Below are 24,820 nucleotides of genomic sequence, written 5' to 3'. Positions count from 1 at the left end.
CTTTTGAGGTGCTTTTATGCACCACTAGGGTAAATGCTAGGTTGTCGCATACTGATGCGTTCTTTAATATGCGTCCTAGTTCTGTTGCACCCAGATTTTTTGAGGTGGAGAACGAGGAGACATGAGGCACAAAGTGCCCGACCGAAAAGCGCTGTTGGATGATTCCAACAGCGCTTTTTTTATTCCCCATCGATAATACGAATAAAATCCCGCAATTGATTTTAACGCGGGTTTTCCCGGGGTTTCCAGCGCACGCTAAACCCTTCAAAACGCTTGCTGCGCGGTGGTTTCGTCCGCTAAACTGCATTTCCCGACCCGATGGTCGGTGATTCACGGCGGGCGCGAATCAGCGGCATATTCGCAGGCAATTCTCCACGCAGAAAACTGATTTACGGGGCGCAAATCAATGAAGTTGGCTTTACGCGGCAAGACGGTCGCAATGGCTGTCGCGGCAGTTTGCATTAGTTTCTCGGCGGCATTCAGCAATCCCGTTCTGGCGGACGTGAAAATCGGCGTGACGGTCTCGGCGACGGGCCCGGCGGCTTCGCTCGGCATTCCGGAAAAGAACACCGTCGCATTGTTGCCGAAGGAAATCGGCGGGCAGAAGGTGGAATACATCGTTCTCGACGACGCCACCGATTCCACCCAGGCCGTGAAAAACGCGCGCAAGCTGACGAGCGAAGATCACGTCGACGCGCTCGTCGGTTCGACGGTCGTCCCGAATTCGCTCGCGATGATCGACATCGCCTCCGAAACGCACACGCCGATGATTTCGATGGCCGCGGCTGCGAGCATCGTCGAACCGATGGACAGCAAGCGCGCGTGGGTCTTCAAGACGCCGCAGAACGACATTCTGATGGCCACCGCGATTGCGCAACACATGTCGAATCATGGCGTGAAGACGGTCGCGTTCATCGGCTTTTCCGACGCTTACGGCGAGAGCTGGTTCAAGGAATTCTCGAAGGCCGCCGATCTGGCGAAGCTGAAGATCGTCGCGAACGAACGCTTTGCGCGCAACGATGCATCGGTGACGGGTCAGGTGCTCAAGATGATGTCGCAAAACGCGGACGCGGTGCTGATCGCGGGCGCTGGCACGCCGGCCGCGCTGCCGCAGAAGACGCTCAAGGAGCGCGGCTACAAGGGCAAGATCTATCAGACGCACGGCGTCGCCAATAACGACTTCCTGCGCGTGTGCGGCAAGGATTGCGAAGGCACGTTCCTGCCCGCGGGCCCGTTGCTCGTCGCGGAGCAGTTGCCCGACAGCAATCCCGTGAAGCAGGCCGCGCTCACGTACAAGAAGGCTTACGAAGGCGCATACGGCGCGGGTTCCGTGTCGACGTTCGGCGGTCACGCGTGGGACGCGGGCCTCATTCTGCAGCGCGCGATTCCCGTCGCATTGAAGAAGGGCCAGCCGGGCACGGCGGCGTTCCGCGAAGCGTTGCGCGCGGCTATCGAAGAGACGAAGAATCTGCCTGCATCGCACGGCATCTTCAACATGAGCCCCAACGATCACTCCGGACTGGACCAGCGCGCGCGCGTGATGGTGGAGATCGTCGGCGGCAAGTGGAAGCTCTCGGGCAACTGACGCATTCGCATGTGAACGATTCGGAGAACAAAGGCGCGTTAGCAACACAACGCGCCTTTTTTCTGTGCCGTGCAGTATGAACCCGAAGCGTAGAAGAGGGCGCGAAGCCTCGATCGCAACGGCGCAACGGTCAGGGAAAACCAGCCTTGGCACGCAGTAACGCGGTAAATAGATTGGGGCGGCTCTTTGGTTAGCCCAGGGAAGCAGCATCGATAACAACTCGCAGCAGCGCACCGCAGGGGTGCGTGAACCGCAAGTCGCGTTTGGAGACAAGCAATGAAAACGAAGAAGGCATGGATCAGGACGGGCATCGCGCTCGCCATCGCGGGCAGCGTGCTCGCAGGATCGGGCGCGGCGTTCGCTCAGGTGAAGATCGGCGTGACGCTCTCGGCGACGGGACCGGCCGCATCGCTCGGGATTCCCGAGAAAAATACCGTCGCGCTGCTGCCGAAGGAAATCGGCGGGAAATCGGTCGAATACATCGTCCTCGATGACGGTTCCGACACGAGCCGCGCCGTGCAGAACACGCGCAAGCTGATCGATGAAGATCACGTCGATGCGATCGTCGGCTCGACTGTGACGCCGAACTCGCTCGCGATGATCGATGCGGCCGCCGCCGGCAAAACGCCGATGATCTCGATGGCCGCGTCCGCAGCGATCATCGCGCCGATGGACGCGAAGAAGTCGTGGGTCTTCAAGACGCCGCAAAACGACGCGCTGATGGCCGATGCAATCGCGAGCTACATGGAGAAGCACGGCGTGAAGACGGTGGGCTTTATCGGCTTCGCGGATGCCTACGGCGACGGCTGGTACAACGTGTTCAACACGGCGGCGGCGGCGCACAAGCTGAAGATCGTCACGAACGAGCGCTATAACCGCACGGACACATCCGTGACCGGCCAGGTCTTGAAGACGATGGGCGCGAACCCGGACGCGGTGCTGATCGCGGGCGCGGGCACGCCGTCGGCGCTGCCGGCGAAGGCGCTGAAGGAGCGCGGCTACAAGGGCAAGGTCTATCAGACGCACGGCGTCGCCAACAACGACTTCCTGCGCGTCTGCGGCAAGGACTGCGAGGGCGAGATTCTGCCCGCGGGTCCGGTGCTCGTGACCGAGCAGTTGCCGGACGGCAATCCGGTGAAGAAGTCGTCGGCCGCCTACAAGGAAGCGTATGAGAAGGCGTACGGCGCGGGCTCGCTGTCGACCTTCGGCGGACATGCATGGGATGCGGGCCAGATGCTCCAGCGCGCAATTCCCGAGGCGCTGAAGAAGGGCCAGCCGGGCACGCCGGAATTCCGCGAAGCGCTGCGCGCGGCGCTGGAAAACCTGAAGGATCTGCCGGTGTCGCACGGCATCATGAACATGACGCCGACCGATCACAACGGCTTCGACAATCGCGCGCGCGTGATGGTGCAGATCGTCGACGGCAAGTGGAAATTGCTGAACGACTGAGCGTCAGAGGACGCGCTTCATCGCGCGTTCTTGTTTCTTGATTTTGAGATGAACGAGCGGCGCACCGGCAACGGCGCGCCGCTTTGACCATGTTCCGGCGGCTGTTATTGAGGCGCCTGTTTCAAAAGAAGCTTTGAAGAGGAAGTATGGACTTATCGATTGCGGCGATCCTCGCGCAGGACGGGATCACCACGGGCGCGATCTACGCCTTGCTCGCGCTCGCTCTGGTGCTCGTGTTCTCAGTGACACGCGTCATTTTCATTCCGCAGGGCGAGTTCGTCGCGTATGGCGCGCTCACGCTGGCCGCGCTGCAAACGCAGAAGCTGCCCGCGACCTGCTATCTGCTCATCGCGATGGGCGTCGGCTGCTTTGTCGCGGAACTCGCTGGTATCGTTCGGCATCCTGCACGATATCACCAGATCGGACGCTTGCTCGCGGTGCTGGCGGGCAAGTATCTGCTGTTTCCCGTCGCGGTCTGGGGAATCACGCAGGCAGCGTTCGCACAGCCTCTGCCGATGATCGTGCAGATCGCGCTGACGCTTCTGATCGTCGTGCCGATGGGACCGTTTGTCTATCGTCTCGCGTATGAGCCGATCGCGGAGGCGAGCACGCTGTTGCTGCTGATCGTGGCGGTGGCGGTGCACTTCGCGATGGTCGGCCTCGGGCTCGTGATGTTCGGCGCGGAAGGCTCGCGCACGACGGCGTTTTCTGACGCCACGTTCAATCTCGGCAGCGTGTCGATTTCCGGGCAGAGCTTGTGGGTCGTCGGCACGGCGGTGGTGTTAATCGCCGCGCTGTATTTTTACTTCGATCGGTCCATCTCCGGGAAGGCCTTGCGCGCGACGTCCGTGAACCGGCTGGGCGCGCGGCTCGTGGGCATCGGCACGACGCAGGCAGGCCGCCTCGCGTTCACCCTCGCGGCGGGCCTGGGCGCGCTGTGCGGCGTGCTCGTGGCGCCGATCACGACCATTTACTACGACTCCGGCTTTCTGATCGGCCTGAAGGGCTTCGTCGGCGCCATCGTCGGCGGTCTGGTGAGTTATCCGCTCGCGGCTGCAGGCTCACTGCTGGTGGGTCTGCTCGAATCGTATTCGTCGTTCTGGGCGAGCGCGTACAAGGAGGTGATCGTCTTCACCTTGATTATTCCGGTTTTGCTGTGGCGCAGCCTGGCAAGCCCGCATTCGGATGAAGACGAGGAGTAAGCCGATGAAATTCCGTTCTTTTTGGATCTTTTTGTTGATCGTCTTCGCTCTGCCGATCCTGCCTCGGCCGGTCGCCGTGCCCGAGTACTGGATCACGCTGCTGAACTACATCGGCCTGTATTCGATCGTCGCGATCGGACTCGTGCTGCTTACCGGCATCGGCGGAATGACGAGCTTCGGGCAGGCTGCGTTCGTCGGCGTAGGCGCGTATGCGACGGCCTTCCTGACGACGCGATACGGTGTCTCGCCGTGGCTCGCGTTGATCGCGGGCGTCGTGTTGACGGCGTTCATCGCGCTGTTGCTCGGCCTCATCACGATGCGCCTCTCCGGGCACTTCCTGCCGCTCGGGACGATCGCGTGGGGGCTGTCGTTGTTTTATCTGTTCGGCAACATGGAACTGCTGGGCAAGTACGACGGCATCAACGGCATTCCCGTGCTCAATGTGTTCGGCTGGGAGCTCGAATCGGGCCGCAGCATCTATTACCTGATCTGGGTCGTGGTATTGCTCGCGGTGATTTCTGTTCAGAATTTGCTTAATAGTCGTCCGGGGCGCGCGATCCGTGCGCTGCGAGGCGGCGGCACGATGGCCGAAGCGATGGGCATCAACACCGCGTGGATGCGCGTCGTCATATTCGTCTACGCAGCGGTTCTCGCGGCTATTTCCGGCTTCCTGTACGCCCATTTACAGCGTGCGGTGAACCCGACGCCGTTCGGCCTGAATCACGGTATCGAGTTCCTGTTCATGGCAGTGGTCGGCGGCGTCTCGCACGTCTGGGGTGCGATTCTGGGCGCGACGATCCTCACCGTTCTGCAGGACTATCTTCAGACGCTTCTGCCCAAGCTGCTCGGCGCTAATGGCAATTTTGAGATCATCGTGTTCGGCGTCGTGATGGTGTTGCTGCTGCAATACGCGCGGCAGGGCGTCTGGCCGTTCGTGGCTCGCCTTTTCCCGCGCGGGCCGCGTGCGCACGTCCCGGATCACGGCGATGTTTTGCCGCAGCGCAGCAAGCCGAACGCGGGCGAGCGCTTGCTGGTGGTGGAAAAAGCGCGCAAGCAGTTCGGCGGACTCGTCGCGGTCAACGATGTGAGTTTCGAAGTAAAGGCGGGCGAGATCATCGGGTTGATCGGCCCGAATGGTGCGGGGAAATCCACGACCTTCAATCTCGTGACGGGCGTCCTTCAGGCCACGAGCGGAGCGATTAGTTTTCACGGGGAGCGCATCGAAAAGCTCACTTCACGTGAAATCGTCAAACGTGGCATTGGCCGGACCTTCCAGCACGTCAAGATGCTTCCGGGGATGACGGTGCTGGAGAATGTCGCAATCGGTGCGCATTTGCGCGGCAACACTGGCGTCTGGCGCAGCGTCGTGCGATTGAATGCGGCAGAGGAATCGCGCTTGATGTCCGAAGCTGCGAAGCAGATCAAGCGTGTGGGTCTGGAGAAGCATATCTATAGCGAGGCCGGCAGTTTGGCACTCGGTCAGCAGCGGATTCTCGAAATCGCCCGCGCGTTGTGCTGCGACCCGACTCTTCTCTTGCTCGACGAACCCGCGGCGGGTCTGCGTTATCAAGAAAAGTTGCAATTGGCCGAGTTGATGCGGAAGCTGCGCGCTGAAGGGATGAGCATTCTGCTGGTCGAACACGATATGGATTTCGTGATGAATTTGACCGATCGGCTCGTCGTAATGGAATTCGGGACGAAGATCGCGGAGGGCTTGCCAACCGAAGTCCAAAAAGATCCGGCGGTTCTCGAAGCATATCTGGGCGGGGTGGAGTGATGGCAAAGGAATCGAATACGGCCGAGAATCCGATCTTGCAGGTCGACGGCTTGTCGGTGCGCTATGGCAAGGTCGAGGCGTTGCACGATGGCAAGCTCACCGTCGGGCCAGGGCAAATCGTTTCGGTTATCGGGCCGAACGGCGCAGGTAAATCGACGCTCCTCAACGCGATCATGGGCGCGTTGCCGCAAACGGGGCATGCCAAGGGCGTCGTGCGATATCTCGCCGAAGATGTATCCGCGCTTGTAATTGAACGTCGCGTTTCACGTGGAATGTGCCTGGTGCCGGAAAAGCGCGAATTGTTCGCGACGATGACGGTTGAAGACAATCTGGTGCTCGGTGCTTATCGGCGCAAGCGGGCGGGCGAGCGTAATTTTCTCGACCAACTCGATCACGTGTTCGAGCTTTTCCCGCGACTGAAGGAACGGAGGAAGCAGGCGGCTGGGACGTTGTCGGGCGGGGAAAGGCAAATGCTGGCGGTGGGTCGTGCGTTGATGGGCAAGCCGCAGCTTCTCATGCTCGACGAGCCGAGCCTCGGACTTGCACCGCTGATTGTTAAGGAAATTTTTCACATCATCAGCGCGCTTCGTCAGACGGGCGTTGCGACGCTGCTGATCGAGCAAAACGCACGCGCTGCCTTGCAGATTTCCGACTATGGCTACGTGCTTGAGACGGGTGAATTCGCGCTGGAAGGAAACGCAGACGCGCTCCAACACAATCCGCAAGTCATCGAAACCTACCTCGGTTTGACGAAGAAAGTCGCGTAAGAACGACGGCTGAAGTGCCATCAGAAGGCGTGTTTCACGTGAAACACGCCTTTTTTTTCGTCCTCGGCCGATCGGTCGAATTCGAGCCAGAGAAGAAGCCGTTATAATTCAAAGTTATTCTCTCTTCCAGGTTCGTGTCGTTCGCACACGATATCCCGATGCTTTATCCCACAGAATTTGATGTGATCGTCGTTGGCGGCGGTCACGCAGGCACAGAGGCGGCGCTCGCCTCTGCACGTATGGGCTGTAAGACCCTTCTTTTGACCCACAACATCGAGACGTTGGGTCAGATGAGCTGCAATCCGTCGATCGGCGGGATCGGCAAGGGCCATCTCGTCAAGGAAGTCGACGCGCTCGGCGGGGCAATGGCAGCGGCGACGGACGAATCGGGGATTCAGTTCCGCATTCTCAACTCGTCGAAGGGGCCGGCTGTGCGGGCAACGCGCGCGCAGGCCGATCGTCTGCTGTACAAGCAGGCGATCCGACATCGGCTCGAAAATCAGCCCAATTTGTGGCTGTTTCAGCAAGCCGTCGACGATTTGATGGTTGAAGGCGATCGAGTTGTCGGCGCCGTCACGCAAGTCGGGCTTCGCTTTCGGGGCCGCGCCGTTGTGTTGACCGCGGGCACGTTCCTGGACGGCAAGATTCATGTCGGGCTGAATAACTATGTCGGTGGACGGGCCGGCGATCCTGCCGCAGTATCGCTTTCGGCGCGGCTCAAGGAGCTGAAGCTGCCCCAAGGCCGTCTCAAGACGGGCACGCCTCCGCGAATCGATGGCCGGACGATCGATTTTTCCAAACTCGAAGAGCAGCCGGGCGATCTCGATCCGATCCCTGTGTTCTCGTTTCTTGGGCGCGTAGAGCAGCATCCGCGTCAACTGCCTTGCTGGGTTACGCATACGAACGCCCAGACGCACGACATCATCCGCTCCGGACTCGATCGTTCGCCGATGTACACAGGCGTGATCGAAGGCGTCGGGCCGCGATATTGCCCGTCTATCGAAGACAAGATTCATCGTTTTGCTTCGAAGGACGCGCACCAGATCTTTCTGGAGCCGGAAGGGTTGACCACGAATGAGTTCTATCCGAACGGCATTTCCACCAGTCTGCCTTTTGACGTCCAGCTCGAACTCGTTCGCTCGATGCGCGGCCTTGAGCATGCGCACATCCTGCGACCTGGCTACGCGATCGAATATGACTACTTCGACCCGCGCGCGTTGAAGGCTTCGCTCGAAACGAAGGCGATCAGCGGGCTGTTCTTTGCAGGGCAGATCAATGGTACGACCGGCTACGAAGAGGCTGCTGCTCAGGGCTTGCTGGCGGGCATTAACGCTGGACTACAAGTTCAAGGGAAAGAAGCGTGGTCGCCGCGCCGCGATCAGGCGTATCTGGGCGTTCTCGTCGATGATCTCGTCACGCGTGGGGTGTCAGAGCCGTATCGGATGTTCACGAGTCGGGCCGAGTACCGGCTGTCGCTGCGTGAGGACAACGCAGATATGCGTTTGACGGAGATGGGGCGCGAGTTGGGCGTCGTCGACGACGTCCGTTGGGACGCCTTCAGCCGCAAGCGCGATGCTGTTTCACGTGAAACACAACGCCTTCGTTCTACGTGGGTCAATCCGAAAACGCTTCCGGCGGAAGAGGCGACAGTGTTACTGGGTAAGCCGATCGATCACGAATATAGTCTTGCCGATCTTCTGCGACGGCCTGGCGTTTCTTACGACGGAATCTGCTCGCTGCGTGATGGTGCCTGCGGTCCCGAGACATCACTCTCTGATGATCCGATCCTGCTCGCTCAGATCAAGGAGCAGATCGAAATCGGTGTGAAGTATCAGGGCTACATCGATCGTCAGGCGGACGAAATCGTGCGGAATGGAGCGCAGGAAAATACGCGCCTGCCGGAAGCTCTCGACTATAACGAAGTCCGAGGTTTGTCCTTCGAGGCCCGCCAGAAGCTGATTCAGCATCGCCCGGAGACGATCGGGCAGGCTTCGCGTATCTCGGGCATTACGCCGGCTGCGATCTCGCTTCTTATGGTCCATCTGAAGCGCGGCGCTGGCCGGCGTGGTCGCAATGCGGCCGGCGACGATTCAATCACCGATAACCCGACGGCGGTTCAATGACGGAGCGCAATCCATCATTGGCGACGACGCTCGAGAAGGGCGTCGCCGAACTCGATATTGCGCTGTCGCCCTCGCAAATTCAGAAGCTTCTCGATTACGTCGCACTGCTCGGCAAGTGGAATTCCGTCTACAACCTGACGGCGATCCGCGATCCGCAGCAGATGCTGATTCAGCACATCCTGGATTCGCTCGCGATCGTTCCGGCAGTCTCCACGCGCAAGCCTGCGACGGCGCTGGATGTCGGCTCCGGAGGCGGATTACCTGGCATCGTACTGGCGATCGCGCTGCCGGAACTGCGCGTCACGCTCAACGACATCGTTCATAAGAAAACCGCGTTTCAGTCGCAGGCAAAGGTGCAATTGGGTCTGAACAATCTGTCGGTTGTGACTGGCCGCGTCGAAAGTTTACGTCCGGGAGTCGAAGTCCCGGGAAAATTCGATTTAATCGTGTCGCGCGCATTCGCAGAGCTCTCCGATTTCGTTACACTTGCGCGTCACCTGGTTGCCGACGATGGGCGAATTCTGGCGATGAAGGGCGTCAGGCCCGAAGCCGAAGCCGCGCGTGTGCCGGCGGGCGCGACAGTGCTCGGCATCGAGCGACTGAACGTTCCGATGCTCGACGCGGAGCGGCACCTCGTCGAGATTGCCGTCGAGCCAGCTTGACGGTCCGTTGTACAGGTTCCATCCAGCATTCCAGCCAGGCACGCTGATCTTCTGACAGCGAAAAACGAGGACACTAAACGATGGCAAAAATCTTCTGCGTCGCAAATCAGAAGGGCGGCGTTGGAAAGACCACGACAGCGGTCAATCTCGCGGCCAGCCTCGCAGGGCTCGACCAGCGCGTGTTGCTGATCGACCTCGACCCGCAGGGCAACGCGACCATGGGCAGCGGCATCAACAAGGCCGCGTGCGAGAACACAGTCTATGAAGTGCTCGTCGATGGCGTCACGCTACGCGAGGCGCGGACGCGCCCGGAGGCCGTCGGCTACGACGTACTGCCCGCAAACCGCGAGCTGGCGGGTGCCGAAGTAGAACTCGTGCAGATGGAGAATCGCGAGGGCATCCTTCGAGCGGCGATCGCCGAGGTAGTCGATGACTATGACTTCGTACTGATCGATTGCCCCCCGGCACTCTCGCTGCTGACCCTCAACGCGCTGTGCGCTGCCCACGGTGTCGTGATCCCCATGCAGTGTGAATATTTCGCACTGGAAGGGTTGTCGGACCTCGTGAACACCATCAAGCAAGTGCATGCGAATCTGAATCGCGATCTCAAGGTCATCGGCCTGCTGCGCGTGATGTTCGATCCCCGAATTACGCTGCAACAGCAAGTGTCGGACCAATTGAAGGAACACTTTGGCAGCAAGTTGTTCGACGTTGTGATCCCGCGCAATGTGCGCCTTGCCGAAGCGCCGAGCTACGGACTGCCCGGCGTCGTCTTCGACAAGTCGTCGCGCGGCGCGCAGGCGTATATCCAGTTCGGCAATGAAATGATCGAGCGTGTGCGTGCGCTCAACGTCAACTAAGCAAAACCCATTCGATGCGACAGAGAACGCTGACGGAGGAACCGAAATGAGCGCTGTGATGAAGAAAAAAGGTCTAGGCCGAGGCTTGGATGCATTGCTCGGCGGCAGCGTCGACATTACGGAAGCCGTGCGCGGCGAGGGCGCGCCCTCGGTGTTGTCGCTCGATAAGATGCAGGCCGGCAAGTACCAGCCGCGCACGCGGATGGACGAGGGCGCGCTCCAGGAACTCGCGGCGAGCATTCGCGCGCAGGGCCTGATGCAGCCGATTCTCGTGCGCTCTATCGGCGACGATCGCTATGAAATCATCGCGGGCGAGCGACGTTTCCGTGCCGCGCGCCTTGCGGGACTCGACGAAGTTCCGGTGCTCGTGAAAAACGTGCCAGATCAGGCCGCCGCCGCGATGGCGCTGATCGAGAACATTCAGCGCGAGGATCTGAATCCGCTGGAAGAGGCGCAGGGCATCCAGCGTCTGCTCGACGAATTCCGCTTTACCCACGAACAGGCGGCCGACGCGGTCGGGCGCTCGCGCAGCGCGGTGTCGAATCTGCTGCGTCTGCTGAACCTGGCGTCGCCCGTTCAGACCATGCTCCTCGCCGGCGATCTCGACATGGGCCACGCGCGCGCATTGCTCGCGGTCGATGCGGCGACGCAAATCCAGCTTGCCAATCACGTCGTCAATCGCCGTTTGTCGGTTCGTGAAACCGAACGCTTGGTGGCGGCGACGACCAAGGAAGCGCCTGCGACAAAAGCACGCGCCGCAAACGACGGCGGACGTGATACGCGTCGTCTGGAAGAAGAGCTGTCGGATCTACTTTCCGCGAACGTGAAGATCAAATTGGGCGGAAGAGGGCGGGGCAAAGTCACGATCGATTTCGGCAATCTGGACTCGCTCGAAGGCATCCTCACCAAGTTGCGCGGCAGTATCGAAGCCCCGACTCCCGCCAACTGATTCGCACGGATCTTGTCCGAATTCAACGCGAAGCGCACGCGTTCCGACTTCCTCGCGCTTATCTGGAGGACCGTCTCGAAAGAGCCGGTTCTCGCGATTCTCATCTTCGCGCTGCTCGCGCTGCAGATCGCGCATCCGCGTCCGTGGATGTCGCTGCCCGGTCTCGTCGACTGGCAGACGGTGCTCACGCTAGCCGGCCTCCTGATTCTGACGAAGGCGATCGAATTATCAGGATTCCTGATGTGGGCGGCGCATCGGCTCGTGCATCACATTCATGGCGAGCGGACCCTGGCGCTGCTGCTCGTGGCGCTTGCTGCGGGGCTTTCGACCGTGCTGACCAACGACGTCGCGCTCTTTGCCGTCGTGCCGCTCACATTGTCGCTGCACAAGCTCGCACCGCTGCCGATCAAGCGGCTCGTCATCGTGATCGCGCTCTCGGTCAACGCGGGTTCGATTCTCACGCCCCTTGGCAACCCGCAGAACCTCTTTCTATGGCAAACGGGCGGCGTCGGTTTCCCCGCGTTCGTGTGGGCGATGCTGCCGCTATGCGCCGCGTTGATGGCGCTGCTTGGCATCGTCACGTTCGCGATGTTCCGCGCGAAACCGCTCGATCTATCCGGCGATGTCGAAGAGCACCGCGTCGATCGCATGTTGTGCGGCGTGAGTGTGCTTGCATTCGCTATATTCGTGGCGCTCGCCGATGCGCATCATGTCGGCCCGGCGCTTGCCGCGCTCGCGATCGTCTTCCTGCTGTGGCGTCGCGAGATCGTGTTCAGGATCGACTGGCTGCTGCTGCTCATCTTCGTGATGATGTTCATCGTGCTGCGTAGCGCGGCCGCGTTGCCATCGATTCACGCAGCCATCGCCCAAGTTGGAATCGGCACGTCAGCGCGCGCGTATGCGGCCGGCGCCGTGCTCTCGCAAGCGATCAGCAACGTGCCCGCGGCCATCGTGCTCGCGGAATTCACGAAGGACTGGCGCGCGCTCGCATTCGGTGTCAGCGTCGGTGGATTCGGCGTGGCGATCGGCTCGCTGGCCAATCTCATCGCCGTGCGATTGTCCGGTGAAAAGGGTATGTGGATGCCGTTTCACATGGTGTCGATACCATTCTGGATCGTGGCAATGGTCATCGGTTGGGCGCTCGTTTGACGCTCACCGAAGGCTCTGCCATCGAATGAGAATCTCCTTGCAATTGCAAGAAAAGTCTCGCTTTTGAGATTGATTTTTAAGCTTCGTCCGCTTGGCTTTTGACGCACCTAAACTATTGAATCCGCGACAACAATCGCTTACAATCGCCCGGATTTATCAGCTAGGCCACCTCGAAAGCGCAGCGAAAGCGCAAGGTGATTTTCCGGACTCTTGGTTGAAGGTTTGAAGACGGTGCGAGAGGAAAATCGAGCGCCGAACGCTCACGCAACCGACGATGCGAACGCCTCCGGAAATCAGCCGCGCAGTTCGTCTGCCGACGCGTGGGATGCCGAAGCGCAAGATAACAATATCGTTCCGCTCACGCGGGATCAGGCACAGAAGCTGTTTGGGCCCGAGGTGAGTCGTCCATCGCGTGTCACGCCGTTTAAGGTGGTGGCAGCGCAAATGGTTTTGTCCCTGGGTGCGACGCTGCTTTGGTGGCTGTTCTACAAGCCGCCGGGTGATGCTGCGCTGTCCGCATTTCTGGGGGGAGCAATCTGCTGGGTGCCGAGCGCTTTGTTCGCCGCGCGCCTGAGAGCGAAGAGCGGCGCGGAGACGATCATGAGCTGGATGATCGGCGAGGCGCTCAAGATGGGAGCGACGATCGCCATGTTCGTGGCGGTCGCGTACTGGTACAAGAGCGCGTTGTGGTTGCCGCTGCTCGTCACGTACATCGTCGCCCTGAAGACTTACTGGGTTGCAATGGCGCTACGGTGACGATTCTTGACGTCCCAGGTAAGTGCCTGCAGCACAGGTTGCAAGTAGCATCACATATGAAGACGTGCGGACCCTGTTCCGCACTCAGGCCTCTCGACCCGGAGCCGCTCAGCGAAGCGGCGGCTCGGAAGCGACAGGCGGCGAAAGATTTTTGACAATTTGGGTGGCTTTAACGATATGGCAGCTAGCGAAGGAACGCACGCTCTGGATCCGTCCGAGTACATTGCGCACCACTTGCAGAACCTTTCCACGCACGCACAGACGTCGATTTTCGACATCCACGTCTGGAATCTCGACACGCTTTTCTGGTCGATCGTGTGCGGTCTCGTAACCATCCTCATCCTCGGTCTTGCCGCACGCAAGGCGACCTCCGGTGTTCCCGGGCGGTTCCAGTGCGCCATCGAGATGCTGGTCGAAATGGTCGAAGATCAGTCGAAGTCGATGATTCACGGCAGCCGCCGTTTCATCGCTCCGCTCGCGCTGACCGTGTTCGTCTGGGTCGCCCTGATGAACTCGCTGGACTTCATCCCCGTTGATTTGCCGGGCCGTGTCATCGGCTGGCTGGGTCTGTCGGAAGCGCTGCCGCATCATCGCATCGTGCCGACGGCCGATCTGAACGGCACCATCGGCATCGCGCTCGGCGTGTTCGTGCTGATGATCTACTACAACTTCAAGATCAAGGGCGCCGGCGGCTTCGTGCATGAGCTGCTGTCCGCTCCGTTCGGCGCGCATCCGCTTCTGTGGATTCCGAACCTCGCGCTGAACATCATCGAGTTCGTCGCCAAGACGGTTTCGCTCGGCATGCGGCTTTTCGGCAACATGTACGCCGGCGAACTGCTGTTCCTGCTGATCGCCCTTCTGGGCAGCATGTGGACGTTCGGTGCGGACGCTTCTGTGCTCGGCTTCATCGGCCACGTGGTCGCGGGCACGGTGTGGGCGATCTTCCACATTCTGATCGTGCTGTTGCAGGCGTTCATTTTCATGATGCTGACGCTGGTGTATATCGGCCAGGCGCATGACTCACACTGACGCGTTGCGGCACGTTCCGGAATCGTTCAGGTTTTAGGTTTTCGTTTTTTATAAATCCAGTTCCAAAGTCTTTAATCAAAGGAGTGATCATGCAAGCTTTCATCGCCAACATCCAGGGTCTGACCGCCATCGGTATCGGCATCATCATCGGCCTGGGTGCAATCGGCGCCTGTATCGGTATCGGTCTGATGGGCGGCAAGTACATTGAAGCGTGCGCTCGCCAGCCGGAACTGATGAACCCGCTGCAGACCAAGATGTTCCTGCTGGCTGGTCTGATCGACGCGGCCTTCCTGATCGGCGTTGGTGTGGCAATGCTGTTTGCGTTCGCGAACCCGCTGCTCTCGAAGCTCGCAGGCTGAGGTTCCTCGGAACTGTGCGTCTGATTTGCAAAGACGCCTGAACGGAACGGATGAGGCGCTGATCGAGCTCAACAAGCCGATGAGCGCCTTTTAACCGTTTCACCTCCGATCAAGCAACGTTTAAGGAAACACCGTGAATCTCAACGCAACCCTGTTTGCGCAAATGGTCGTGTTTCTGATCCTCGCGTGGTTCACGATGAAGTTCGTGTGGCCGCCGTTGATCAACGCCCTCGACGAGCGCTCGAAAAAGATTGCCGACGGCCTCGCCGCCGCCGACAAGGGCAAAGCGGAACTCGAAGCGGCGCACAAGCGCGTCGACCAGGAACTCGCGCAAGCGCGTAACGACGGCCAGCAGCGCATCGCCGATGCCGAAAAGCGCGCCGCAGCAGTCGCAGAAGAAATCAAGGCCAACGCTCAGGCCGAAGCCGCGCGCATCGTCGCGCAAGCCAAGGCTGACGCCGACCAGCAAGTCGTGAAAGCGCGCGAAACGCTGCGCGCGGAAGTCGCGGCTCTGGCCGTCAAGGGCGCCGAGCAAATTCTGAAGCGCGAAGTCGATCAGAAAGCTCACGCCGATCTGCTGAATCAACTCAAAACCGAGCTCTGATCATGGCCGAACTTGCAACCATCGCTCGTCCTTACGCAGAAGCGCTGTTCCGCGTAGCCGAAACCGGCGATCTCGCGGGCTGGTCCACCTTCGTCGAGGAGCTGGCACAGGTTGCGCGTCTGCCCGAAGTGGAATCGGTCGCTTCGAGCCCGAAGGTAAACCGACAGCAGATCGTCGATCTCCTGCTCGCCGCAGTGAAGTCGCCGCTGGCACAAAGCAATGCTCAGGCGAAGAACTTCGTCGGCATGCTGGTCGAGAACCATCGCCTGTCGCTGCTGCCGGAGATCTCCGTCCAGTTCGACGAGCTGAAGAACGCCCGTGAAGGTGCTGCCGATGCTCACATCGTGAGCGCGTTCCCCCTCGAAGGCGAACAGTTGAACGACCTCGTTGCAAGCCTCGAACGCAAGTTCCAGCGCAAGCTGAAACCGATCGTCGAAATCGATCAGTCGCTGATCGGCGGCGTTCGCGTGACGGTTGGCGACGAAGTGCTCGATACCTCGGTCCGCGCGCGCCTCGCCAGCATGCAGACGGCTCTGACCGCTTAAGCGATCAACCGTGTCTGAAAGCTGGCACGCAACAGAATTGACTATCAGGAGCGAATAATGCAACTCAATCCCTCTGAGATCAGCGAGCTGATCAAGAGCCGGATCCAGGGCCTTGAAGCGAGCGCGGATGTTCGCAACCAGGGCACCGTGATCTCCGTGACCGACGGTATCGTGCGTATCCACGGCCTGTCGGACGTGATGCAGGGCGAAATGCTCGAATTCCCGGGCAACACCTTCGGCCTCGCGCTGAACCTCGAACGTGACTCGGTCGGCGCCGTTATTCTCGGTGAATACGAGCACATCTCGGAAGGCGACATCGTCAAGACGACGGGCCGCATTCTCGAAGTGCCGGTCGGTCCGGAACTCATCGGCCGCGTGGTCGATGCGCTCGGCAACCCGATCGACGGCAAGGGCCCGATCAACGCGAAAGCTACGGACGCAATCGAAAAGATCGCTCCGGGCGTGATCTGGCGTAAGTCGGTGTCGCAGCCGGTGCAAACGGGTCTGAAGTCGATCGACTCGATGGTGCCGATCGGCCGTGGCCAGCGTGAGCTGATCATCGGCGACCGTCAGTGCGGCAAGACCGCGGTGGCCGTCGACGCGATCATCAACCAGAAGGGCAAGGACCTCATCTGTATCTACGTCGCGATCGGCCAGAAGGCTTCGTCGATCATGAACGTGGTGCGCAAGCTCGAAGAAACCGGCGCGATGGCATACACCATCGTCGTGGCGGCTTCGGCTTCGGAATCGGCCGCGATGCAATACCTCGCACCGTACGCCGGCTGCACGATGGGCGAATACTTCCGCGATCGCGGTCAAGATGCGCTGATCGTCTATGACGATTTGACCAAGCAGGCTTGGGCGTATCGCCAGATTTCGCTGCTGCTGCGCCGTCCGCCGGGTCGTGAAGCGTATCCGGGTGACGTGTTCTATCTGCACTCGCGTCTGCTCGAGCGTGCTGCGCGCGTCTCGGAAGAGTACGTCGAGAAGTTCACCAACGGCGAAGTCAAGGGCAAGAGCGGCTCGCTGACGGCATTGCCCGTCATCGAAACGCAAGCCGGCGACGTGACCGCGTTCGTTCCGACGAACGTGATCTCGATTACCGACGGTCAGATCTTCCTCGAAACCGACCTGTTCAACGCCGGTATCCGCCCCGCAATCAACGCGGGCGTGTCGGTGTCGCGCGTCGGTGGTGCGGCTCAGACCAAGGTCATCAAGAAGCTGTCGGGCGGTATCCGTACCGACCTCGCGCAGTATCGTGAGCTGGCTGCGTTCGCGCAGTTCGCATCGGACCTCGACGAAGCCACCCGCAAGCAGCTCGAGCGCGGCCGCCGCGTGACGGAACTGCTGAAGCAGCCGCAGTATCAGCCGCTGCAAGTGTGGGAACTGGCTGTCGCGCTGTTCGCTGCCAACAATGGCTATCTGGACGATCTCGAAGTCTCGCAAGTTCTGCCGTTCGAAAAGGGCATGCGCGAATTCCTGAAGACCAGCCACGCCGATCTGATTAAGCGCATCGAAGACAACAAAGACTTGTCGAAGGACGACGAAGGCGCACTGCATGCCGCGCTGAAGGACTTCAAGAAGTCGGGCGCTTATTGATCGGGACTGAGGAGCAACGCGCGATGTCGTTGAACGTCGCGCGGCTTCGATCAAGGAGTAAGCAATGGCTGGAATGAAGGAAATTCGCGGCAAGATCAAGAGCGTGCAAAACACGCGCAAGATCACGAAAGCGATGGAAATGGTCGCCGCATCCAAGATGCGCCGCGCCCAGGAGCGTATGCGTTCCGCCCGTCCGTATGCCGACAAGGTCCGCGCAATCGCATCGCACATGAGCAAGGCGAACCCTGAGTATCGCCACCCGTTCATGGTCGAGAACAAGGGCGTGAAGACGGCCGGCCTGATCCTCGTCACGACCGACAAGGGTCTGTGCGGCGGCATGAACACGAACGTCCTGCGTGCGTCGCTGAGCAAGATCAAGGAACTCGATCAGAGCGGTGTCAAGATCGAGGCGTCGGCGATCGGCAGCAAGGGTCTCGGGTTCCTGAATCGCCTGAAGGCCAGTGTCGTGTCGCAAGTTACGCAACTGGGCGACACGCCGCATCTGGAAAAGCTGATCGGCGCGATCAAGGTGCAGCTCGACCTGTATTCGGAAGGCAAGATCAACGCGGTGTACCTGGCGTACACGCGCTTCATCAACACGATGAAGCAGGAAGCGGTGATCGAGCAGCTGCTGCCGTTGTCGGTGGATGATCTCGACGCTAAGGACGAAGACGGCGTCACGCCGAAGACCTCGTGGGATTACATCTACGAGCCGGACGCGCAAACCGTGGTGGACGAGTTGCTCGTGCGCTACGTCGAAGCCCTCGTGTATCAGGCGGTCGCGGAAAACATGGCGTCGGAGCAATCGGCGCGCATGGTCGCGATGAAAGCCGCGTCGGACAACGCGAAGACCGTGATCAACGAACTGCAGCTCGTCTACAACAAGAGCCGCCAGGCCGCGATTACGAAAGAATTGTCGGAAATCGTCGGCGGCGCCGCAGCGGTCTGATTTTGCTGACCGCTTGAAAGAACACAGTATCTAAAGGAAATGCGATGAGTACTACTGCTTTGGTAGAAGGCAAGATCGTACAGTGCATCGGCGCCGTTATCGACGTGGAATTCCCGCGTGAGCACATGCCGAAGATCTACGACGCGCTCATTCTGGAAGGCACCGAACTGACGCTCGAAGTCCAGCAGCAGCTGGGCGACGGCGTGGTGCGCACCATCTGTCTGGGTGCCTCCGACGGTCTGCGCCGCGGCACGATGGTCAAGAATACGGGCAAGCCCATCAGCGTGCCGGTCGGCAAGCCGACGCTCGGCCGCATCATGGACGTGCTTGGCCGTCCTATCGACGAAGCCGGTCCGATCGAATCGGAAACGATGCGCTCGATCCACCAGAAGGCGCCGGCGTTCGAAGACCTGTCGCCGTCGACCGAACTGCTCGAAACGGGCATCAAGGTTATCGACCTGATCTGCCCGTTCGCGAAGGGCGGCAAGGTGGGTCTGTTCGGCGGTGCAGGCGTGGGCAAGACCGTGAACATGATGGAACTCATCAACAACATCGCGAAGGAACACGGCGGTTATTCCGTGTTCGCCGGTGTGGGTGAGCGTACCCGTGAAGGGAACGACTTCTATCACGAAATGAAGGACTCGAACGTTCTCGACAAGGTCGCGCTGGTGTACGGCCAGATGAACGAGCCGCCGGGCAACCGTCTGCGCGTCGCGCTGACCGGTCTGACGATGGCCGAGCACTTCCGTGACGAAGGCCTCGACGTGCTGTTTTTCGTCGACAACATCTATCGTTTCACGCTGGCGGGTACGGAAGTGTCCGCACTGCTCGGCCGTATGCCTTCGGCAGTGGGCTATCAGCCGACGCTGGCTGAAGAAATGGGCAAGCTGCAAGAGCGTATTACGTCGACCAAGACCGGCTCGATCACGTCGGTTCAGGCCGTGTACGTCCCTGCGGATGACTTGACCGACCCGTCGCCGGCTACGACCTTCGGCCACCTGGACGCAACCGTCGTGTTGTCGCGTGACATTGCTTCGCTGGGTATTTATCCGGCAGTGGACCCGCTCGATTCGACCTCGCGTCAGATCGATCCGCACGTGATCGGCGAAGAACACTACGCGATCACGCGCGGCGTGCAGCAAACGCTGCAGCGCTACAAGGAATTGCGCGACATCATCGCGATTCTGGGTATGGACGAACTGTCGCCGGAAGACAAGCTGTCGGTCTCGCGCGCGCGCAAGATCCAGCGTTTCCTGTCGCAGCCGTTCCACGTTGCAGAAGTGTTCACGGGCTCGCCGGGCAAGTACGTGCCGCTGAAGGAAACCATCCGCGGCTTCAAGATGATCGTCGAAGGTGAATGCGATCATCTGCCGGAGCAAGCGTTCTACATGGTCGGCACGATCGACGAAGCCTTCGAAAAGGCCAAGAAGATCCAGTAAAGATTGGGTGTCTACAAGGGCGTCAGTCTGACGGTTGATGCCCGCGAACTACACTCAATCCAGGAGTCGACATAAATGGCAACCATCAAGGTAGACGTCGTCAGCGCGGAAGAGCAGATCTTCTCGGGCCAGGCGAAGTTCGTCGCGCTGCCGGGCGAAGCGGGTGAACTGGGCATTCTGCCCGGCCACACGCCGCTCATCACGCGCATTCGTCCGGGCGCGGTGCGCATCGAGGCGGAAGACGGCTCGGAAGAGTTCGTGTTCGTTGCAGGCGGGATTCTCGAAATCCAGCCGGGCATCGTGACCGTGCTCGCCGATACCGCCATCCGTGGCGCCGATCTCGACGAAGCGAAGGCAGAGCAGGCGAAGAAGCGTGCCGAGGAAGCGATTCAAAACAACACCTCGGAACTCGAGTACGCGACCGCGCAAGCGGAACTCGCGTACGCGACGGCTCAACTCGCGGCGATCCAGCGTCTGCGCAAGGCGCACGCAAAGCACTAAGCGTGACGCGCCATGCGGCGTTCAGCAGTTCAAAGAAAGCAGCCTTCGGGCTGCTTTTTTTATGCTCCAAATCGGCAAATCGCGCAGGCATTAGTGCATATCGGTTATGTGTATCGATGGCAGAGTCTCCGTAACGCATTGATTCGGCTAGGTTTTGCTCGCCTTCCCCAGGACGGCGTTGCGGGGAAACACTCAATGCCCGCACGCGTCTTTGCGATGCACAATAGCCTCCAATTAGCCTTCATCGGGCGGCGACTCATATTGGCGGAGACCATCGATGGCAACTGAACCGACGCAGACCGGCGCGCAGATCAAACCGCGCGACGGCATTTCCCATGTTCGCGGCGCGACCGACATCGCTCTAAGCGACGCAACCGTCTCGCGTTTTCTTCTCAAGACCGCGAATCGCTTCCCTGAACGACCCGCCGTGGTGTTCCGCGAGCAGAACATCCGATGGACCTGGCGCGAGTTCGCGAACCAGGTCGACGTGCTTGCAAGCGGGCTGCTCGCGCTTGGCATTCAGGCGGGCGATCGCGTCGGCATCTGGTCGCCGAATCGCGCCGAATGGCTGCTCACGCAATTCGCCACCGCGCGCATGGGCGCGGTGCTGGTCAACATCAATCCGGCGTATCGGCTGGCCGAGCTCGAATATGCGCTGAACAAGGTCGGCTGCAAAGCGATCATCGCGGCTGAGCAGTTCAAGTCATCGAAGTATCTGGAGATGTTGCAGACGCTCGCGCCCGAACTCGCCCATGCCGCGCCGAACGCGCTCGACGCCGCGAAGCTGCCGGAACTGCGTGCGGTCATCCGCATGGGCGACGGCAAGACGCCCGGCATGCTCAACTTCGATGATGTGATGCGCACGGGCGCCACCCAACTCGACGCAGCGAAGCTCGACGCGCTCGAAGCGAAGCTGGGTCCGGACGACGCGATCAACGTCCAGTTCACGAGCGGCACCACGGGCAATCCGAAGGGCGCGACGCTCACGCATCGGAACATCGTCAACAACGCGCGCTATATCGCGATGGCGATGCGCCTCACCGAGCAGGATTCGCTCTGCATCCCGGTGCCGCTCTACCACTGCTTCGGCATGGTGCTGGCGGTGCTCGCGTGCGTGTCGACCGGCTGCACGATGGTATTTCCGGGCGAAGCGTTCGACCCCGGCGCGACGCTCGCCGCTGTCCACGACGAAAAATGCACCGCGCTGCACGGCGTGCCGACGATGTTCATCGCGGAACTCGATCATCCCGATTTCGCGAAGTACGACCTGAGCCGTCTGCGCACGGGCATCATGGCAGGCTCGCCGTGTCCGATCGAAACGATGAAACGCGTGGTTTCGAAGATGCATCTGAGCGAGATCACGATCGCGTACGGCATGACCGAGACGAGCCCGGTGTCGTTCCAGAGTTCGACCACCGATCCGCTCGACAAGCGCACGACGACCGTCGGACGCATTCAGCCGCATCTCGAGGTGAAGATCGTCGATCCATCGGGCAACATCGTGCCCGTCGGCGAGACCGGCGAGCTCTGCACGCGCGGCTACTCGGTGATGAAGGGCTACTGGGGCGACGAATCCAAGACGGACGAGGCGATCGTCGACGGCTGGATGCACACCGGCGACCTCGCGACGCTCGACGACGAAGGCTATTGCAACATCGTCGGACGCCTCAAGGACATGCTGATTCGCGGCGGCGAGAATGTCTATCCGCGCGAAATCGAGGAGTTCCTGTTCCGCCATCCGAAGGTCCAGTCGGTGCAGGTGTTCGGCGTGCCGGATCAGAAGTACGGCGAGGAAGTGTGCGCGTGGATCGTCGTGCGTCCCGGCGAACAAGCGAGCGAGGACGAGATTCGTGACTTCTGCAAAGGGCAGATCGCGCATTACAAGATTCCGCGCTATATCCGCTTTGTCGACGAATTGCCGATGACCGTCACCGGCAAGGCGCAAAAGTTCGTGATGCGAGCGCGCATGATCGATGAACTGAAGCTCGCCGAGACCAAGACGGCCTGAGACTCGCAGTATTCGAAATCACGAAACGACGAAGGGAGCGCCGCGGCGCTCCCTTCTGTCATTGGATGAAACGTTCGAGCCCTGAAACTCTCAAAGAACGCAAACGTTTGTCCGGGCGAAAAAAAAGCGGGCCTGGAGCCCGCTAAAAACCACACGCTACGGGGTTAGCGCGAGGAGACCACACGTGGGATTTCGAATGGATTACATTCGAATAACGATCCCAGCACCGATGCCCCAAAATCTGAGCGCTTAGGCCACAGCCAGCTATCGGACCACGCGACTTTCGCACAGCGCAGCCCAATACATCCGTGTTGAAACCGTTTCACAGATTGTGGGCGAATTGATTCAGAGTCGCCGTAACAAAGTGTTTCAGGTTGTAACCCGCGTCGGATAAGGCGGAGGGGAAATTTTGTCGCGCGAATCATCCGATTTTCACGGATATATTGTCTGTTATTCGGATCATTTATTCGATCGGCCTGACCTCGCCGCCAAATGCCGATTTTCGGACCAGAGCGATATTTTTGGATTTCCGCGAAAATCGAACGTGCGGACGCATGAAATCGATGCGCAAGTTGCCCGCAAATGAGCATTTAACGAGAAAACGCTATGGAGACACGCATGACGATCGATGCAGCCTTGCTCCGCTACTACCGCGCCGTCGACGAAGCCTTCCCGGCTTTGGCGCCCGATGCAGATGCGCGGACGGTGCGAGACCGCTTCAGCAACATTGCAAAAGCTTACGCCCGAAAGCCTGACGATGCCGTGATTGCGGAAAACATCGAGATCGCTCTCGAAGGACGCACGCTCGTCGCGCGGGTCTACAAGCCGAAGGGCGCGCAGGGGCCGCTGCCGCTCATCGTGTACTTTCACGGCGGCGGCTGGGTGGTCGGTGACCTGGACACGCACGATGGGCTCGTCGCACGGCTCGCACAGGATTCGCAATGCGCCGTGGCGAGCGTCGATTACCGCCTCGCGCCGGAGCATCCGTTTCCCGCGCCGTGCGAGGACGCGCTCGACGCGCTGATCTGGCTCGCGGAGCATCGATCGCGGCTCGGTTTCGCGGTCGATCGGTTGGCCGTCGGCGGTGACAGCGCGGGCGCGCATCTGGCGGTCGTCGCGGCGCGCGCAGCGAACGAGCGCGTGGCTGGCCTCGTCGGCTTGCAATTGCTGCTCTATCCGGTGATGCGCCGCCAGTTCGAAAGCCCCAGTTGCATCGCGAATGCAAACGGTCCGGGGCTCACGAACGATGAAATGAAGTGGTACTGGACGCAATTTCTATCGGGCGATGCGCCAGAAGAGCACGACGTGCGCGCGTTCCCGCTGTCCGAGCCGTTCGAGCGCACGCCTGCGCCTGCGTTCGTCGTCGCGGCGGCCTACGATCCGCTCTACGACGACGCCTACGAACTCAAGCGTTTCCTGCAAGCCAACCGCGGCCGCGTCGAGATGATCGACGCGCACGACATGACGCACGGATTCGGGCGCATGCATTCGCAGTCGGAAGCGGCGCTCGGCTGGCTGCGCAAGATCGGCACGCGCGCAGGCGAGCTCATGCGTGCCGGGCGTTGAGCGTTACTTCAACCATTTGTCATAGACGGCCTGAAACTCGCCCGACGACCGGGCGAGATGCAGCCACTGATCGACATACTGCTGAAACGGCACATCGCCGCGCGGCAACAGATAAGCCTTTTCGCCGAACTGGAACGGCTTGTCCGGATGCACCGAACACAGCCCGGGATTGAGCTTCTGCTGGAGCAGCGTTTCGGAGGCGTCCGTGACCATCACGTCCGCTTTGCCTTCGAGGATCTGCTTGAAGATCGTCACGTTGTCCGGGTACTCGATCAACTGCGAATGCGGGAAAAACTGCTTCGCGAAGCGCTCGTTCGTACCGCCCGGATTGACGATCGTGCGCACGTTCGGCTGATCGATCTGCGCGACAGTCTGGTACTTGTCGACATCGTCGCAACGGACAATCGGCGTTTTGCCGTCTTCCATGTACGGCGCCGTGAAGAAGGCACGCTTCTGCCGCTCGAGCGTGGTCGAGACGCCGCCCACGGCGATATCGCACTTGGCGACGAAGTCGTTCATCAGGTTCGACCACGACGTCTTCACGTACTCCGCCTTCGCGCCGAGCGACTTCGCGAGACTCTCCGCGAGATCGATGTCGATCCCCTCGAACTGGCCGTCCGGGCGAAGGAACGAGTACGGCTTGTAGTCGCCCGTCGTGCAGACGCGCAGCGTGTGGCGCGCGAGGATATCGTCGAGCCGCGAGGGTGCTGCGACTGGCGCGGGCGCGGCAGGCTTTGCGCCCGCTACGGTGCCCGCTTGAACCGTTTGAGCGTGCGCGACGCCGGGGAGCGCGAGCGACATGACAAGGGCCGAGGCGGCGAGACTGACAGACGTGCGTTGCATCTATTCTCCTGGTTCTAGTTGTAGGGTTCCGTCGATGATACCGAGGCGTCCGCGTCGTCGGACACTCGTCCGAAACGCATAGGCCCCGCTGCATGAGAC

General features: G+C 60.4%; 22 protein-coding genes. 21 read left to right on the top strand and 1 reads right to left on the bottom strand.

Translation table 11 applies throughout. The features are described 5' to 3' along the window. Nucleotides 1-406: 406 nt before the first annotated feature. The 21 genes from IAG25_RS30095 (at nucleotide 407) to IAG25_RS29995 (ending at nucleotide 23,878) form a co-directional block, all read left to right on the top strand. Nucleotides 407-1,585: an ABC transporter substrate-binding protein gene (locus IAG25_RS30095; protein ID WP_187608097.1), complete on the top strand. Its 1,179-nt coding sequence runs from the start codon at nucleotides 407-409 to the stop codon at nucleotides 1,583-1,585. Nucleotides 1,586-1,861: 276 nt separating this feature from the next. Beyond that, a complete protein-coding gene (locus IAG25_RS30090; protein ID WP_035499370.1) occupies nucleotides 1,862-3,034 on the top strand; it encodes an ABC transporter substrate-binding protein in 1,173 nt (390 codons plus the stop codon). Between the two features lie 146 nt (nucleotides 3,035-3,180). Beyond that, on the top strand, nucleotides 3,181-4,236 hold the full coding sequence (locus IAG25_RS30085; RefSeq protein ID WP_035499368.1) for a branched-chain amino acid ABC transporter permease: 1,056 nt from the start codon (nucleotides 3,181-3,183) through the stop codon (nucleotides 4,234-4,236). 4 nt (nucleotides 4,237-4,240) lie between these two features. Continuing rightward, complete coding sequence (locus IAG25_RS30080; RefSeq protein WP_375336551.1) at nucleotides 4,241-6,013, top strand: branched-chain amino acid ABC transporter ATP-binding protein/permease; 1,773 nt, start codon at nucleotides 4,241-4,243, stop codon at nucleotides 6,011-6,013. Further along, entirely contained in the window at nucleotides 6,013-6,780 is a 768-nt protein-coding gene (locus IAG25_RS30075; protein ID WP_187608095.1) for an ABC transporter ATP-binding protein, read from the top strand. Before IAG25_RS30080 ends, IAG25_RS30075 begins: the two co-directional genes overlap by 1 nt. 158 nt (nucleotides 6,781-6,938) lie before the next feature. Beyond that, nucleotides 6,939-8,903 (top strand): tRNA uridine-5-carboxymethylaminomethyl(34) synthesis enzyme MnmG, encoded by a 1,965-nt coding sequence (gene mnmG, locus IAG25_RS30070; protein WP_187608094.1) that lies wholly within the window; start codon nucleotides 6,939-6,941, stop codon nucleotides 8,901-8,903. Next, nucleotides 8,900-9,565 (top strand): 16S rRNA (guanine(527)-N(7))-methyltransferase RsmG, encoded by a 666-nt coding sequence (gene rsmG / locus IAG25_RS30065; RefSeq protein WP_187608093.1) that lies wholly within the window; start codon nucleotides 8,900-8,902, stop codon nucleotides 9,563-9,565. The genes mnmG and rsmG overlap by 4 nt, the downstream gene beginning before the upstream one ends. Nucleotides 9,566-9,645: 80 nt before the next feature. After that, on the top strand, nucleotides 9,646-10,425 hold the full coding sequence (locus tag IAG25_RS30060) for a ParA family protein (RefSeq protein ID WP_187608092.1): 780 nt from the start codon (nucleotides 9,646-9,648) through the stop codon (nucleotides 10,423-10,425). Nucleotides 10,426-10,471: 46 nt separating this feature from the next. Beyond that, entirely contained in the window at nucleotides 10,472-11,374 is a 903-nt protein-coding gene (locus tag IAG25_RS30055) for a ParB/RepB/Spo0J family partition protein (RefSeq protein WP_187608091.1), read from the top strand. Between the two features lie 12 nt (nucleotides 11,375-11,386). After that, nucleotides 11,387-12,523 (top strand): SLC13 family permease, encoded by a 1,137-nt coding sequence (locus tag IAG25_RS30050; protein WP_187608090.1) that lies wholly within the window; start codon nucleotides 11,387-11,389, stop codon nucleotides 12,521-12,523. A 210-nt stretch (nucleotides 12,524-12,733) separates the two neighbouring features. Then, nucleotides 12,734-13,279 (top strand): ATP synthase subunit I, encoded by a 546-nt coding sequence (locus IAG25_RS30045; protein WP_375336550.1) that lies wholly within the window; start codon nucleotides 12,734-12,736, stop codon nucleotides 13,277-13,279. A 177-nt stretch (nucleotides 13,280-13,456) separates the two neighbouring features. Beyond that, nucleotides 13,457-14,308: a F0F1 ATP synthase subunit A gene (gene atpB / locus IAG25_RS30040; protein ID WP_187608089.1), complete on the top strand. Its 852-nt coding sequence runs from the start codon at nucleotides 13,457-13,459 to the stop codon at nucleotides 14,306-14,308. An 89-nt stretch (nucleotides 14,309-14,397) separates the two neighbouring features. After that, nucleotides 14,398-14,667 carry a F0F1 ATP synthase subunit C gene (gene atpE, locus IAG25_RS30035; RefSeq protein ID WP_007180033.1) on the top strand — a complete coding sequence of 90 codons (270 nt, stop codon included), beginning with the start codon at nucleotides 14,398-14,400 and terminating at the stop codon, nucleotides 14,665-14,667. Between the two features lie 133 nt (nucleotides 14,668-14,800). Continuing rightward, a complete protein-coding gene (locus IAG25_RS30030; RefSeq protein ID WP_035499354.1) occupies nucleotides 14,801-15,271 on the top strand; it encodes a F0F1 ATP synthase subunit B in 471 nt (156 codons plus the stop codon). 2 nt (nucleotides 15,272-15,273) lie between these two features. Continuing rightward, nucleotides 15,274-15,816: a F0F1 ATP synthase subunit delta gene (locus IAG25_RS30025; protein WP_187608088.1), complete on the top strand. Its 543-nt coding sequence runs from the start codon at nucleotides 15,274-15,276 to the stop codon at nucleotides 15,814-15,816. 57 nt (nucleotides 15,817-15,873) lie between these two features. Further along, nucleotides 15,874-17,415 (top strand): F0F1 ATP synthase subunit alpha, encoded by a 1,542-nt coding sequence (gene atpA / locus IAG25_RS30020; protein WP_035499351.1) that lies wholly within the window; start codon nucleotides 15,874-15,876, stop codon nucleotides 17,413-17,415. A 64-nt stretch (nucleotides 17,416-17,479) separates the two neighbouring features. Continuing rightward, nucleotides 17,480-18,364: a F0F1 ATP synthase subunit gamma gene (atpG, locus tag IAG25_RS30015; protein ID WP_187608087.1), complete on the top strand. Its 885-nt coding sequence runs from the start codon at nucleotides 17,480-17,482 to the stop codon at nucleotides 18,362-18,364. Nucleotides 18,365-18,408: 44 nt separating this feature from the next. Beyond that, complete coding sequence (atpD, locus tag IAG25_RS30010) at nucleotides 18,409-19,803, top strand: F0F1 ATP synthase subunit beta (RefSeq protein ID WP_222946708.1); 1,395 nt, start codon at nucleotides 18,409-18,411, stop codon at nucleotides 19,801-19,803. A gap of 75 nt (nucleotides 19,804-19,878) precedes the next feature. Next, nucleotides 19,879-20,304: a F0F1 ATP synthase subunit epsilon gene (locus tag IAG25_RS30005; RefSeq protein WP_029672474.1), complete on the top strand. Its 426-nt coding sequence runs from the start codon at nucleotides 19,879-19,881 to the stop codon at nucleotides 20,302-20,304. 277 nt (nucleotides 20,305-20,581) lie between these two features. Further along, nucleotides 20,582-22,312 (top strand): AMP-binding protein, encoded by a 1,731-nt coding sequence (locus tag IAG25_RS30000; RefSeq protein WP_187608086.1) that lies wholly within the window; start codon nucleotides 20,582-20,584, stop codon nucleotides 22,310-22,312. 618 nt (nucleotides 22,313-22,930) lie between these two features. After that, nucleotides 22,931-23,878 (top strand): alpha/beta hydrolase, encoded by a 948-nt coding sequence (locus tag IAG25_RS29995; protein WP_187608085.1) that lies wholly within the window; start codon nucleotides 22,931-22,933, stop codon nucleotides 23,876-23,878. Nucleotides 23,879-23,881: 3 nt separating this feature from the next. Here IAG25_RS29995 and IAG25_RS29990 read toward each other — a convergent pair whose 3' ends face one another. Continuing rightward, nucleotides 23,882-24,721, bottom strand: coding sequence for a transporter substrate-binding domain-containing protein (locus IAG25_RS29990; protein WP_187608084.1), 840 nt, complete (start codon nucleotides 24,719-24,721; stop codon nucleotides 23,882-23,884). Between the last annotated feature and the right edge of the window lie 99 nt (nucleotides 24,722-24,820).

This window comes from Caballeronia sp. EK, from assembly GCF_014384845.1.
Lineage (GTDB): Bacteria > Pseudomonadota > Gammaproteobacteria > Burkholderiales > Burkholderiaceae > Caballeronia > Caballeronia jiangsuensis.
This window is presented reverse-complemented; position numbering and strand designations above follow the sequence as displayed.